Annotated in this window: 14 protein-coding genes; 5 read left to right on the top strand and 9 right to left on the bottom strand. The window is 58.3% G+C overall.

Going from position 1 to position 13779, the window contains the following annotated elements:
* Positions 1-10: 10 nt before the first annotated feature.
* Positions 11-790, bottom strand: coding sequence for an AraC family transcriptional regulator (locus tag ACX8ZY_RS06645; RefSeq protein ID WP_010257982.1), 780 nt, complete (start codon positions 788-790; stop codon positions 11-13).
* Positions 791-887: 97 nt separating this feature from the next.
* Between ACX8ZY_RS06645 and ACX8ZY_RS06640 the strand changes: the two genes are divergently transcribed.
* Together ACX8ZY_RS06640 and flk are read left to right on the top strand one after the other, a co-directional pair.
* Complete coding sequence (locus tag ACX8ZY_RS06640; RefSeq protein ID WP_064690259.1) at positions 888-1787, top strand: DMT family transporter; 900 nt, start codon at positions 888-890, stop codon at positions 1785-1787.
* A gap of 182 nt (positions 1788-1969) precedes the next feature.
* Positions 1970-3019, top strand: a complete 1050-nt coding sequence (flk, locus tag ACX8ZY_RS06635; RefSeq protein ID WP_052271388.1) for a flagella biosynthesis regulator Flk — start codon at positions 1970-1972, stop codon at positions 3017-3019.
* 1 nt (position 3020) lies between these two features.
* Here flk and ACX8ZY_RS06630 read toward each other — a convergent pair whose 3' ends face one another.
* The gene (locus tag ACX8ZY_RS06630; RefSeq protein WP_010257974.1) at positions 3021-3464 is read right to left on the bottom strand and encodes a rhodanese-like domain-containing protein; all 444 of its coding nucleotides are present in this window, start codon (positions 3462-3464) and stop codon (positions 3021-3023) included.
* Positions 3465-3551: 87 nt separating this feature from the next.
* Between ACX8ZY_RS06630 and pdxR the strand changes: the two genes are divergently transcribed.
* On the top strand, positions 3552-4976 hold the full coding sequence (gene pdxR / locus ACX8ZY_RS06625; protein ID WP_346531707.1) for a MocR-like pyridoxine biosynthesis transcription factor PdxR: 1425 nt from the start codon (positions 3552-3554) through the stop codon (positions 4974-4976).
* An 85-nt stretch (positions 4977-5061) separates the two neighbouring features.
* Here pdxR and fabB read toward each other — a convergent pair whose 3' ends face one another.
* Complete coding sequence (gene fabB, locus ACX8ZY_RS06620) at positions 5062-6282, bottom strand: beta-ketoacyl-ACP synthase I (RefSeq protein WP_010257968.1); 1221 nt, start codon at positions 6280-6282, stop codon at positions 5062-5064.
* Between the two features lie 154 nt (positions 6283-6436).
* On the opposite strand from fabB, the gene mnmC reads away from it, so the two are divergent.
* Positions 6437-8443, top strand: a complete 2007-nt coding sequence (gene mnmC / locus ACX8ZY_RS06615; protein ID WP_421665298.1) for a bifunctional tRNA (5-methylaminomethyl-2-thiouridine)(34)-methyltransferase MnmD/FAD-dependent 5-carboxymethylaminomethyl-2-thiouridine(34) oxidoreductase MnmC — start codon at positions 6437-6439, stop codon at positions 8441-8443.
* A gap of 33 nt (positions 8444-8476) precedes the next feature.
* Here the strand turns inward: mnmC and ACX8ZY_RS06610 are convergent, their stop codons facing one another.
* The 6 genes from ACX8ZY_RS06610 to prmB are packed head-to-tail and all read right to left on the bottom strand — an operon-like array spanning position 8477 to position 13063.
* The gene (locus ACX8ZY_RS06610) at positions 8477-8761 is read right to left on the bottom strand and encodes a YfcL family protein (RefSeq protein ID WP_163850810.1); all 285 of its coding nucleotides are present in this window, start codon (positions 8759-8761) and stop codon (positions 8477-8479) included.
* Between the two features lie 32 nt (positions 8762-8793).
* Entirely contained in the window at positions 8794-9339 is a 546-nt protein-coding gene (locus tag ACX8ZY_RS06605; RefSeq protein ID WP_003854284.1) for an elongation factor P hydroxylase, read from the bottom strand.
* A 19-nt stretch (positions 9340-9358) separates the two neighbouring features.
* Positions 9359-10162, bottom strand: a complete 804-nt coding sequence (locus tag ACX8ZY_RS06600) for a sulfite exporter TauE/SafE family protein (protein ID WP_010257955.1) — start codon at positions 10160-10162, stop codon at positions 9359-9361.
* Between the two features lie 8 nt (positions 10163-10170).
* The gene (gene mepA, locus ACX8ZY_RS06595) at positions 10171-10995 is read right to left on the bottom strand and encodes a penicillin-insensitive murein endopeptidase (protein WP_010257953.1); all 825 of its coding nucleotides are present in this window, start codon (positions 10993-10995) and stop codon (positions 10171-10173) included.
* A gap of 4 nt (positions 10996-10999) precedes the next feature.
* The gene (aroC, locus tag ACX8ZY_RS06590; RefSeq protein WP_010257950.1) at positions 11000-12085 is read right to left on the bottom strand and encodes a chorismate synthase; all 1086 of its coding nucleotides are present in this window, start codon (positions 12083-12085) and stop codon (positions 11000-11002) included.
* A gap of 45 nt (positions 12086-12130) precedes the next feature.
* Positions 12131-13063 carry a 50S ribosomal protein L3 N(5)-glutamine methyltransferase gene (gene prmB / locus ACX8ZY_RS06585; RefSeq protein WP_010671438.1) on the bottom strand — a complete coding sequence of 311 codons (933 nt, stop codon included), beginning with the start codon at positions 13061-13063 and terminating at the stop codon, positions 12131-12133.
* Between the two features lie 159 nt (positions 13064-13222).
* Between prmB and smrB the strand changes: the two genes are divergently transcribed.
* Complete coding sequence (gene smrB / locus ACX8ZY_RS06580) at positions 13223-13771, top strand: endonuclease SmrB (protein WP_010257944.1); 549 nt, start codon at positions 13223-13225, stop codon at positions 13769-13771.
* Positions 13772-13779: the final 8 nt, after the last annotated feature.

Below are 13779 nucleotides of genomic sequence, written 5' to 3'. Positions count from 1 at the left end.
AAGCGACGCGTTAGCCTAACCGTGCACGGTAGCGTTCGGGCGTGGTTCCCGCCTGTTGCTGGAACATCACAATCAGTGCCGAAGCTGAACTGTATCCCAGCTCATGGGCGATGCTCTGCACGCTTTCCCCCTGCTCCAGCAGCACAATGGCGCGTAGAAACCGCAGCCGCTGCCGCCACTCGCCAAAAGTCATATGAAGCTGCTGCTGGCAGCGCCGCGCCAGCGTCCGTTCGGTGGTAAAGACCCGCGCCGCCCAGCCTGCCAGCGTGGTGTTATCGCCCGGATGCGCTTCCAGCGCATGTAACACCGGCGCCAGAAATTTATCGTCAGAGGTGGGCAGATAACTCTCCTGTACCTGCGCCAGCTGCAGGCGATCGCGCAGCACCTCGCACAGCCGCCACTGCGCATCCGTTTCGGGTTGCTCGATTTGCTGCTCAGCAAACTCATCCATAATGGCATGTGCAATGGGATCGACCAGCAGCAGGCAGGCGCGCCGGGGCAGATCGGCGCATAATGGGGCCGCCAGATTAAAGGTACGGAACTGTGCCTGACGATGGTTATAGCTACTATGAAGCTGACCCGGTGGGATCCAGACCGGAATATCTGCCGGTGTCAGCAATCGCTCACCCTCGACCTGCATCTCCAGTACGTGGCTTTTCACCATAATGAGCTGACCCCAGGCATGCGCATGCGGCAGATATTCGGTGCGGGCATTGGCCTGCTCATAACGCATAAAGTAGCGCAGTTGCGGCGCGTCAAGGGGCGGCTGGTAGATCACTTTCAGGGTCATTCTGTCCGCTCCACAACTAATTTTGTCCGATATTAACTATCTGAATAAATCCGGACAAGCGTACACTGCGCCTCATTATGGCGTGTGGAGAGTCAGCATGTTTTTCCTGTACCCGCTCTTTGCGGTAATAATCTGGTCGATCAACTCAATTGTCAGCAAACTCTCGGCGGATGCGATCGATCCGGCGGCGATCTCATTCTACCGCTGGTTACTGGCGCTGCTGGTGCTGACGCCCTTTGTGCTGCCCGGCGTGTGGCGCACGCGTCAGGTCATTAAACCGCACCTCTGGCGGCTGGCGATCCTTGGCCTGCTCGGCATGGTGCTCTATCAGAGTCTCGCCTACTACGCAGCACACAGTGTCAGCGCACTCTTTATGGGCATTATCGGCGCCCTCATCCCCCTGCTCACCGTACTGCTGAGCGTGGTGATCCTGCGGATTGCGCCGACGCTGGGCATCCTGCTTGGCAGCATCATCTCCTTTACCGGTCTGGTGTGGCTGGTCAGTGAGGGTAACGTGATGCAGCTGCTGAATCATGGCCTGGGCAAAGGTGAACTGCTGATGCTGGCCGCCTCCGCCGCCTATGCGCTGTATGGCGTGCTGACACGGCGCTGGGCACTGCCGCTGCCGATCTGGCAAAGTCTGTATGTGCAGATTTTATTTGGTGTCGTACTGCTGTTGCCTGGTTTTCTGCTGGCCCCCGAGGTGGCGCTTAACCGGCACAACCTGCCGCTGGTGGCCTTTGCCGGTCTGTTTGCTTCGATCATCGCGCCGTTCCTGTGGATCCACGGTGTGCAGCGTCTGGGTGCCAGCACCACCAGTATCTTTATGAATCTGATCCCGGTATTTACCGCGGTGATCGCGGTGATTTTCCTGCATGAGCAACTACACAGTTACCACTGGATTGGCGGTGGTCTGACGCTTGGCGGTGTGATACTGGCGCAGCGGCTGCGTACCCCCTTATCCCGCCGTAAACCGGTGAGCCACCCACAGGCCTGAATAGCGCGGCTGTGGCGAGTGAGGGTACTATTGAGGATGGCAGTGAAGAGAGTCTACAGCTGAAGCGTAAATCTCGCGCCGAAACGCATGTCCCCCGTGGGATTTCCCGGGGGCTTTTGCTATCATGGCCTATTCATTTTCCGGCGCACCCCACGCTGTTCTGTTTTCCCAAGGAATCCGCCATGCAACCACTCAGCGGCCCCGGTGTGCCGGTCGGCGATCGTTCATCTGTCAATCCGCAAACTGGCGTAACGCGTCACGGTTCAGTGGCCGGTGAACAGCCCCTCTCCCCTGCGCAGCGCACGACGTTAGAACGCCTGATCGTGCGTATCTCATCGCTCAGTAATCTTAAAGCGCCTGAACTGTGGGCGGGCGTACGCCATGAAGTGGGCGTAAAGAGTGAAGCGGAATTACAGTCGCGTCATTTTCCGGCAGCGGAACAGTACCTTAATGGCCGCCTTACGCAGACGCAAAATGGGCATGCCACACGCCAGCTGATGACCCAGCTCACCGATCTGCTGCCGAAAGGGAATAACCGTCAGGCCGTCAGCGACTTTATCCGTCAGCAATTTGGTCAGACCGTACTGAGCGCGCTGAGCCAGGATCAGCTGCGCCAGGTGCTGACGATGCTGCAGAACGGGCAGATGACCATTCCTCAGCCGCAGCAGATCCGCGTCAGCGATCGCACGCTGCTGCCTGCCGAGCACCATACGCTGAATCAGCAGGTGGTACGCCTGGCCGCTGCCACTGGCGAATCCACCGGTAAGCTGTGGACGGCTGCGCTGAAACTGGTGAATCTGACCAGCGGTGATCCCATCCCGTCGCGCCACTTCCCGCTGCTGACCCAGTATCTGCAGGTGCGTCAGACGCTGAGTCAGCACAGCGCACCGACGCTGCAATTGCTGGAAGCGTCCCTGAAACAGCCGCTTGATCAGCAGGAGCGGCAGCAACTGGAGGATTACAGCCAGCAGCGTTTCCAGGCCACGCCGCAGACGGTGCTCACCGTAACGCAGACCCAGGATCTGCTGAACTTCCTGTTCAGCCGGCGCGCCGACCGGGCAGAAAAACTTCTCGAACAGCCGCTGTCTGCCAGCGAGATTAAACCGCAGCCGATCTGGTCGCCCTTTGTCGCCTCGCTGCCGCCCGCGATTCAGCCTCTGGCAGAGCGCCCCCTGCTGGGCTTCTTTGTCGCTCTGGTTGTCATCACCCTTTTACTCTGGCTGGTCCTCTGAGTTAACAGCCACAGAATGCTTTGGGCGCGGCGACTGGCCATTCGCCCGGTGCATCACCCCAGGTCAGCGGATGACCGTCACGTTTCCAGAAATCCAGCCCGCCAATCAACTCCTTCACCTGAAATCCCAGCGAGGCCAGTTTCCAGGCCGCTTTCGTCGAGCCGTTACAGCCAATGCCGTCACAATACGTGACATAAACTTTACTGCGATCAAGCCGGGCCGTGGTAGTGGCATCCATCTCGCGATGCGGAAAGTTGATCGCGCCGCAAATATGCCCGGCGCGATAAGCCTCCGGCGCGCGAGCATCGATTACCACGATATCCGGGATTTGCCGTTCCAGATCTTCCGCCAGATCCCAGGCGTCGGTGTAAAAAGCGAGTTTTGCCTGCAGATAGTCGAGGCTTTGCTGCGGGGTGGCGGCCGGAATTCGTAAAACCGATGACATAGCGATTCTCCTGTTGTGGTGAGTCTGCAGTTTACGGCAAAGTGGACTGCTTACTGATACCCATTCCCCATCAGGTATAAGACCCATATGTCTTCACCGTTATTACAACTTTTCCAGCATCAGACCAGTGGCGGCGTGCGCGAGCGGCTCTGCTCTACCCTGCGACTGGCGATCAACCGGCACCATCTGCATGCTGGTCAGCAGTTGCCGTCCAGTCGGCAGCTGGCGCAGGATCTGCGTCTGTCACGTGTGACGGTGGAAGCGGCCTACGGACAGCTGGAAAGTGAAGGCTATCTGCGACGCGAGACCGGTCGCGGTACTTTTGTTGCCATCATCATCCCCACCCACTCATCATCATTACCTGCCCGGTCTCAGCCCGTCCGTTTCTCGGCGCGGGGCCAGCAGGTACTGGCAACCGGTGGCTGTCAGGATCCCCCTTTTCCCCATGCATTCGCCGCCGGTTCACCGGAGTTACGCGCTTTTCCCCATGACACGTGGCGACGCCTCGGCAGCAGCGTGCAGCGTTCACTGGGCAGTGCCGCAATGGGATATGGCGATCCCTGCGGCTACCTGCCGTTACGCAGCGCACTCGCGGATTATCTGGCACTTTCCCGGGGCGTGGCATGCCAGCCGGAACAGGTGATCATTCTGACCAGTTCACAACAGGCACTGCAGTTACTGGCTTTGATGTTCGTCGATCCCGGTGATGAGGTATGGATGGAGGAGCCGGGCTATCCTGGTGCGCGTAACGCCTTTCTGGCTGCCGGCGCACAGGTGCGCGGGATTGAGGTCGATGCCGAAGGTGCCATCCCCGCCAGCGGCAGTGCAAAACTGATGTATCTGACGCCATCGCATCATTACCCTACCGGCGTGACGCTGAGCCTGACGCGACGCCTGGCGTGGCTGGACTGGGCGCAGCGCAACCGGTGCTGGCTGATCGAAGACGATTATGACAGCGAATTTCACTACGACGAACGTCCTATCCCTGCGCTACAGGGACTGGATCGCCATCAGCGGGTGATTACGCTGGGCACCTTCTCGAAGTCGCTGTTTCCCTCCCTGCGGCTGGCCTGGATGGTGGTCCCGCCTGCGCTGATTACCCCCATAGGCCAGGCACGCAGCGTGCTGGATGGACACAGCGCCCTGCTGCCGCAGGCTGTCACCGCCGCCTTTCTGCAACAGGGACATTTCGCCAGCCATCTGCGGCTGATGCGTCAGCTCTATCGCAGCCGTCGCGATCTGCTGCTGACGCTAATCGCTCAGCAACTGTCGCCGTGGATCACGCCGATTACCAGCAGCGGCGGATTACAGGTAACTGTCAGACTGCAACAGGATGAAGCGCGATTAAGCGCACTGGCGGCTCAACAGGGTTTGCTGCTGCCGCGTCTGAGTCCGCTTTATGCCGGGCCTTCGTCTCAGCAAGGCTGGATGCTGGGCTTTGCCGCACTGACGCCTGACGAGATTGTGGCGGGATGCGATACATTGCTGCGGCTGCTGCAGCGGGAGGGCTAAAACGGAGGGTTGAACGAGGTAAAGCGGATGGGTTGTAAAACAAAAAGGGCCGGCAAGCCGGCCCTTCAGAGTGCTGACGTAATAATTACGCCTGATATTTACGCATGGTCAGCGTGGCGTTGGTGCCGCCAAAACCAAAGCTGTTAGACATCACGGTAGTCAGCTCTTTTTCCATCGGCTCAGTGACGATGTTCATACCGGTTGCTGCCGCATCAAGCGAGGTGATGTTGATGCTTGGCGCGATAAAGCCATGCTCCAGCATCAGCAGCGAGTAGATCGCTTCCTGCACGCCAGCCGCACCCAGAGAGTGGCCGGTCATCGCTTTCGTTGCTGAGATGTATGGCGTGTTATCGCCAAACACTTCACGAATCGCACCCAGCTCTTTCACATCACCCACTGGGGTAGAGGTTCCGTGGCTGTTCAGATAGTCAATCGGGGTATCGACACCGTGCATCGCCATCTTCATGCAGCGCACTGCGCCTTCACCTGATGGAGCAACCATGTCTGCACCGTCTGAAGTGGCACCATAACCGACGATTTCGGCATAGATATGCGCACCACGTGCCAGCGCATGCTCCAGTTCTTCAACGACGACCATGCCACCGCCACCGGCGATAACAAAGCCGTCGCGCTCATTGTCATAAGTGCGTGACGCTTTTTCTGGCGTGTCGTTGTAACGGGTAGAGAGCGCGCCCATGGCGTCGAACTCACAGGCCATTTCCCAGCACAGCTCTTCGCCGCCGCCCGCAAAAACGATATCCTGTTTGCCAAGCTGGATCTGCTCAACGGCGTTACCGATACAGTGCGCAGAGGTGGCACAGGCGGAGCTAATCGAGTAATTTACGCCATGAATTTTGAATGGCGTTGCGAGGCAGGCAGAGACGCCAGAGGCCATCGCTTTGGTGACCACATAAGGGCCAACCGCTTTCAGGCCACGTGGGCTGCGCATTGCGTCAGCACCAAATACCTGGAAACGTGGGGAGCCGCCGCCTGAACCCGCAATCAGACCCACTCGTGGGTTGCTCTGATACGCTTCAGCGCTGAGGCCAGAATCTTTAATCGCTTCTTCCATGGAAAGATAAGCATAGATGGACGCATCACTCATAAAGCGCACAACTTTGCGATCGATGAGGCCGGTGGTATCTAATTTAACGTTACCCCAGACGTGACTACGCATGCCGGAATCTTTCATCTCTTCAGAAAAGGTGATGCCAGAGCGTCCTTCACGCAGAGATGACAGCACCTCCTGCTGGTTATTACCAATACTGGAAACGATCCCTAAGCCAGTAATCACAGCACGTTTCATTCAATCTTCCTCATCCACTTCTTCTTAATTGGCATGCACTCTAGCGTACACTTGTACGCCGAACAAGTCCGATCAGCTATTTCCTTTTGTAAATTTGCGTCATGTCACGCGGGTCGCTAGAATCGCGCCACTGCCTGAAAAACGAGCCTTTACCGTGAAATTGACCCCGGTTGAACATGCAAAGCTAAACTGGAATGAACAGGGTACACCTGTTTCCCGAGCGTTTGGCGATGTCTATTTCTCTAATGACAACGGTCTGGAAGAGACACGCTATGTCTTCCTTGGCGGCAACGGTTTTCCCCAGCGTTTTGCTGAGCATCCGCGCGATCTGCTGATCGTGGCGGAGAGCGGTTTTGGCACCGGTCTTAATTTCCTGACGCTGTGGCAGGCGTTCGATGCGTTTCAGCGCGAACAGCCCGACGCCACTTTAAAACGTCTGCATTTCATCAGCTTTGAGAAATTTCCGTTAACCCGTGAAGATTTAACCGCAGCGCAGCAGCACTGGCCCGAACTGGCCCCCTGGGCGGAGGCGCTGCAGGCGCAGTGGCCCGCTGCCCTGCCCGGCTGTCAGCGTCTGCTGTTTGATGGCGGCCGCATCACGCTCGACCTGTGGCTGGGCGATATTAACCTGCTGATGGGCCAGCTGGATGAGAGCCTGAATCGTCAGGTGGATGCCTGGTTCCTGGATGGGTTCGCGCCCTCAAAGAACCCGGATATGTGGACGCCGGAGCTGTTTGGCATGATGGCAAAACTGGCGCGGCCGCAGGGGACCTTCGCGACCTTTACGGCCGCAGGTATTGTCCGGCGCGGTCTGCAGCAGGCGGGCTTTGCGGTCATCCGCCGCAAAGGATTTGGTCCGAAGCGCGAAATGCTATGCGGGCCGTTGCAGGATGCGCCTCCGCTGCCCGCCGCACAGCCCTGGTATCATCGTCAGGCTGCGGAGCAGCGTGATGTAGCCCTGATTGGCGGCGGCGTCGCGAGTGCCACCCTGGCGCTGGCGCTGCTGCGTCGCGGCTGGCGGGTAACGCTTTATTGCGCCGATGAGGCGCCCGCGCTGGGCGCATCCGGCAATCGTCAGGGAGCGCTCTATCCGCTGCTCAATCAGCACGACCCGGCACTTGCCACTTTTTTCCCCTCGGCATTCAGCTTTGCCCGGCGGCTCTATGATCAATTAACCGTCACCTATGAGCATCACTGGAGCGGTGTGCTGCAGCTGGGCTGGGATGAGAAAAGCCGTAAGAAGATCGATCAGATGCTGGCGATGGACCTGCCTGAAATCATCGCCTGTGGCGTCGATGTGGCAGAAGCTGAAAAACTGGCAAATGTTGAACATGGCTGTGGCGGCATTTTCTATCCGCAAGGCGGCTGGCTCTCACCGGCAGAGCTGACCACCGCGATGCTGGCGCATGGCGAGCCCCAGGGATTGCGCATTCACTGGCTGCACCGGGTGAGCGCGCTTTCCCGGAAGGATGATCACTGGACGCTGACGTTCAGCGATCGTCCGGCTGTGCGTCATCCGACCGTCGTACTGGCAAACGGTCATGCGATTGCCGACTTTGCGCAAAGCGCCCCGCTGCCGACCTATCCGGTGGCCGGTCAGGTAAGCCATGTTCCCTCTACGCCCGGCCTCAACGCGCTGCAAACGGTGCTCTGTTACGACGGCTATCTGACGCCTGTCAGCCCGCAGTTTGGTACGCACTGTATCGGGGCCAGCTATCACCGTGGCGATACCGCAACCGCGTATCGGGAGGAGGATCAGCAGGAGAACCGCAGCCGCCTGCTGCATTGCCTGCCTGACAGCAGCTGGGCCGAAACGGTGGATGTCAGTGACGGAGAGGCAAGAATGGGGGTGCGCTGCGCCACCCGGGATCACCTGCCGATGGTGGGCGGCGTGCCGGATTATGCTGCTACGCTGGCGCAGTATGCTGATTTACCGGCACAGCAGGCGGCAGGCGGCGATATCGCTGACGCACCCGATCTTGCGGGCTTGTATCTGTTTGGGGCGCTGGGATCGCGCGGCCTGTGCAGTGCGCCGCTGGCGGCCGAAGTGCTGGCAGCTCAGCTGGCGGGCGAGCCGCAACCTCTGGATGCCAGTACCCTGGCAGCACTCAATCCGAATCGTTACTGGGTGAGGAAATTACTAAAGGGAAAAGCCGTTTAGCGGACGCTAAGGGCGGCACGCCGCCCTGCACCATTACGCGGAGAGCTGGCTTGCCTGAACAAACAGGTTATCCCACATCCCGACCACTAATGCCTGATCGCGCGGCGAGAGTTCTCCGGCAGCAATGGCATTTTGCAGACTGCGGGTCACCTGAATCTGCAGCGCTTCTGGCGTATGTTCGCCCAGTTGCTCCACTTCAGCGACGGCCAGTGTCAGATGCCCGCGCAGATAACCGCTGGCGAACAGCTCATCGTCACTGGCATGCTCGACCATGTCGTCAATCAGGGCCAGAATACGCGCTTCAAATTCTGCGATCATCTCAATTCCTCTTTTAATAATGCCTTTCTGCATCACAGATCGTCCGGCCAGGGAAACTGCGATGCTGTTAATGAAGGCCTGCCATAAAATTCCGCCAGGGCGGTAATAAAACGCGCGGGACGGTCGGGAATGCCCGACGTCAGATAGCTCATGACCTGAGCATGCACTTTACGCTGGAACGCAATGCGATCCGGCTCACAATCTCCGTCGAGATTGTCACAACTCACGTTGAAGGGAAAGCCTGCCGCCGTACAAAACATCCACTCCAGCGCCTGTGGCTTCACTTCCACCGCTTCAAACTGACTCTGGGTCAGCGCATCGCGGCCATCCGGACAGTACCAGTAGCCAAAATCGACCAGTTTGCGGCGCGCTTCACCGGCGATGCACCAGTGAGAAATCTCATGCAGGGCGCTGGCGTAGAAGCCGTGAGCAAAGACCACACGGTTCCACGGCGATTCGGCATCAGCAGGAAGATAGATCGGTTCATCATCGCCTTTAATTAGACGGGTCTGAAATTCATCGCTGAAACAGCGATCAAACAGCGTGATTAGCTGTTCATAATGATGAGTCGGGTTCATGACGGTATCAGGTTTTAGGTTACGATTGCAGCGTGGCAAGCCAGGCCATGACGGCGCTGCCATGGCTGTCCCACAGTAATTTAATGCTCATGACGGCAGACACAATCACCACCATCGGGCGGATAAGCTTCTGTCCGCGGCTCAGCACCAGTCTTGCGCCCAGACGCGCGCCGCAGAAAGCGCCGAGCATCATGATCAGGCCGGTTCCCCACACTACTTTGCCGCCGAACATAAAGAACAGCAGGCTGCCGAGGTTCGAGGTGAAGTTGAGGACCTTGGCATGGGCGGTCGCTTTGGCAAGGTTGTAGCCGCAGAGCGTGACGAAAGCCAGCGCATAAAAAGATCCTGCGCCCGGTCCGAAAAATCCGTCATAGAATCCCACTGCCCCGCCGCCGACCAGTGCAAAGGCCAGACCATGCAGACGGCGCGCGCGATCCACTTCGCCGAGTCGCGGCATCAGCAGGAACCACAGACCGATAGCGATTAAAAACAGCGGCAGCATCTGGCGCAGGAAATCCGCCTGCAGGCGCTGAATCAGTATCGCGCCCAGCACGGAACCCAGCAGCGTCATGGCAATGTTCAGCCACTGTTCATTCAGATTGACCGCACCACGCCGGATAAAGTAGAGACTGGCGGAAAACGATCCGCCGACCGATTGCAGTTTATTGGTCGCCAGCGCCTGGGCCGGAGAGAGGCCCGCCGCCAGCAACGAAGGTACCGTAAGTAATCCCCCGCCACCCGCGATTGAATCAATAAAACCGGCGAGCATGGCGATTAAAAACAGCAGCCCGACGAGCAGCGGGCTGACCACAAACCAATCCATGGAATCCCTTACAGTAGATGTTTATCCAGCAGGGCCTGACAGGCAGGCGGTAATGGCGGCGGCTCACGTTTCACCGGCGCGCCCGAGCCAGGCTGTTTTGGCAGGAACCAGCTCTGCAGCTCTGCGCCACAGCCATCGCCAGCAGGCGGTGCAGGCTGATCTTCACAGCCGATACTGCCCGCCGGGCAGCGCAGGCGCACATGCATATGGGCACGGTGAGCAAACCACGGGCGCACTTTACGCAGCCAGTCACGATCGTTACCCGCATCGGCACAAAGCTGCTTTTTAATCGCCGGATTGACGAAGATCCGTGTCACATCATCATCTTTGGCGGCCAGTTTAATCAGGCTATCAATTTCTGGCTGCCAGTGACGCGCAATCACATTTTTGTCACCCGGCCCGACCAGATCGAGCGGCTGCGGCTTCAGCAGTTGCTGGGCGCTCCAGCGGGTTTTCGGCAGTTGCAGCCAGATATCGACATCCAGTCCGGTCTGATGGCTGGCGTGACCACTGCTGAAACGTCCGCCTGCTGCCATGCCCATGTCACCAATCAGCACGTTGCCCAGTTGCAGGTTATGCACCTGCGTACTGAGACGCTGAATAAACTGAATCAGATCGGGATGACCAAAGTAGCGCCGCTGATCCTGACGCATCACCTGATAGTGCGGTGAATTCAGCGGCAGCGCCTCGGCGCCAACAATACAGCCGTTGGCAAAGCCACCGATTGACTGCGGTGCGCCAGTGATCGGCTGCTGGATGCGTTGCCACGGCGTCGCCGCCAGGCTGGAGGCGCTGATCAACAGCGCACTCAGGGTAAGCAGAAGAGCCTTCATGGCATCACCAGCGCGGTACGGAGCTGTTAACGTCACCGTTCTGCGCCCGCTGGCGCAGCAGATGATCCATCAGGACGATCGCCATCATCGCCTCGGCGATCGGCACTGCGCGGATCCCGACGCAGGGATCGTGGCGGCCTTTGGTGATCATCTCCACTTCTTCGCCGTCGCGGGTAATAGTTTTACCCGGCACGGTGATGCTGGAGGTTGGTTTCATCGCCAGATTGGCGCTGATGGTCTGGCCGCTGCTGATGCCGCCCAGAATCCCCCCGGCGTGGTTGCTCTGGAAACCATCGTGGCGGATCTCGTCGCGATGCTGGCTGCCGCGCTGGTTAACCACCGCAAAGCCGTCGCCGATTTCAACGCCTTTAACGGCATTGATGCTCATCAGCGCATGTGCCAGATCGGCATCCAGCCGGTCAAATACCGGCTCGCCCAGGCCTGGCGGCACGTGATCTGCCATGACCGTGACTTTAGCGCCAATGGAGTCGCCCTCTTTTTTCAGGCCGCGCATCAGTTCATCCAGCGCCTCCAGCTTGTCCGCATCCGGGCAGAAGAACGGATTCTCTTCCACGATGCTCCAGTCTTTCAGCTCACAGGCGATGTCACCAATCTGTGACAGATAGCCGCGCACCACAACACCGTGTTTCATCTGCAGGTATTTCTTGGCAATCGCACCGGCCGCCACGCGCATCGCGGTTTCGCGCGCCGACGAGCGTCCACCGCCACGGTAGTCGCGCTGACCATATTTCTGCTCGTAGGTGTAATCAGCATGGCCCGGACGGAAGAGATCTTTGATAGCGCCGTAATCCTGCGAACGCTGATCGGTATTTTCAATCAGCAGGCCAATCGAAGTACCGGTGGTCACACCCTCAAAGACGCCGGACAAAATTTTCACCTGATCCGGCTCGCGGCGCTGCGTGGTATAGCGCGATGTGCCAGGACGACGGCGATCGAGGTCATGCTGAATATCCGCTTCGGTCAGCGGGATGCCTGGCGGCACGCCGTCAACGATACAGCCCAGCGCAAGCCCATGGGACTCGCCAAAGGTCGTTACTCGAAAAAATTGCCCGATGCTGTTTCCGGCCATGCTATTTCCTTCTCAGGGTTCGGCGGGCGATGCTTCGCCCCACTTTTAGTCTTTGTAAAAAGAGAAATGGTGTTTTGCGTCGACAATCTGCTGGCGCGTCAGCGTAAAGACGCCATCACCGCCGTTGTCGAATTCCAGCCAGGTAAAGGGCACGTCGGGATACTGCTCGATCATGTGCACCATGCTGTTGCCCACTTCGCAGACCAGTACGCCCTGCTCGCTGAGATAATCCGGTGCACAGGCCAGAATGCGACGCACCAGCTTCAGGCCGTCGCTGCCTGCCGCCAGCCCGAGTTCCGGTTCGTGGCGATATTCGTTCGGCAGATCATCCATATCTTCCGCATCAACATACGGCGGATTGGTGACGATCAGATCATATTTCAGCGGTGGCAATTCGCGGAACAGGTCAGCGCGAATCGGCGTAACCTGATGAATCAGGCCATGTTCTTCAATGTTCTGCTCGGCAACCGCCAGCGCACCGGTGGAGATATCCACCGCGTCCACTTCCGCTTCCGGGAAGGCATAGGCGCAGGCAATCGCAATACAGCCGCTGCCGGTACACATATCCAGAATATGATGGGGTGGCGAGCTGACCAGACCGGCAAAGCGGTTCTCAATCAGTTCGCCAATCGGTGAACGCGGCACCAGCACGCGCTCATCAACAAAGAACTCGTGGCCGCAGAACCAAGCTTTATTGGTCAGATAGGCGACCGGAATGCGCTCGTTAACGCGTCGAATGACGCGCTCAACGATCAGAAGACGTTCGCTGGCGGTCAGACGCGCATTGCGCATATCTTCAGGAATATCCAGCGGCAGCCAGAGTGACGGCAGGACCAGTTGAACGGCTTCGTCCCAGGGATTGTCTGTGCCATGTCCGTACCAGATTCCGGCAGCGGAAAAGCGGCTGACCGCCCAGCGCAGCATGTCCTGAATGGTGTGCAGTTCGTTCACTGCCTCATCGACGAAAATTTTGTCCACGTAGCCCTCCGCAGGCCTTTTGCTAAATCGGCCAGTAGTGTGCCATGAAGCCGGGGAGAATTCAGCGCAGCGAGGTGAAAAAGCTGACATTTAATGACGCTTAACGGTAAGGTATCGGCTCTGCTGTGTGACAGCCTTTTCTGATATGACTGACCTGCCATGAGTAAAAAAACACCACTAAGCCCGGATGACCAGGCGCTGTTTCGCCAGTTAATGACGGGTACGCGCCAGTTAAAACAGGACACGTTTGTCCACAAAGCGCCGGTTAAAACCCGCCACATCCCGGTAAAGCGTCTGCTTTCAGAGCAGGCGGACAACAGTCATTACTTTTCGGATGAGTTTCAGCCGCTGCTCTCAACGGAAGGTGCTACCCGTTATGTGCGCGCAGATGTCAGCCATTTTGAGCTGAAAAAATTACGTCGTGGCGACTATACGCCGGAGATTTTCCTCGATCTGCACGGCTTAACGCAGCAGCAGGCCAAGCAGGAACTGGGGGCACTGATCGCCGCCTGCCGCCGTGAACATCTGTTCTGCGCCAGCGTCATGACCGGTCATGGAAAGCATATTCTGAAGCAGCAGACGCCGCTGTGGCTGGCCCAGCATCCGTGGGTGATGGCTTTTCATCAGGCACCCAAAATGTTCGGCGGTGACGCCGCGCTGCTGGTTTTGATTGAGATTGAGGAGTGGCAACCGCCTGAATTGCCCTGAGAGGGGCC

This window comes from Pantoea sp. XAF26B01_ASV70, from assembly GCF_054512635.1.
Note: the sequence above shows the minus strand (reverse complement) of the source record. Positions and strands in the feature narration are given on the sequence as shown.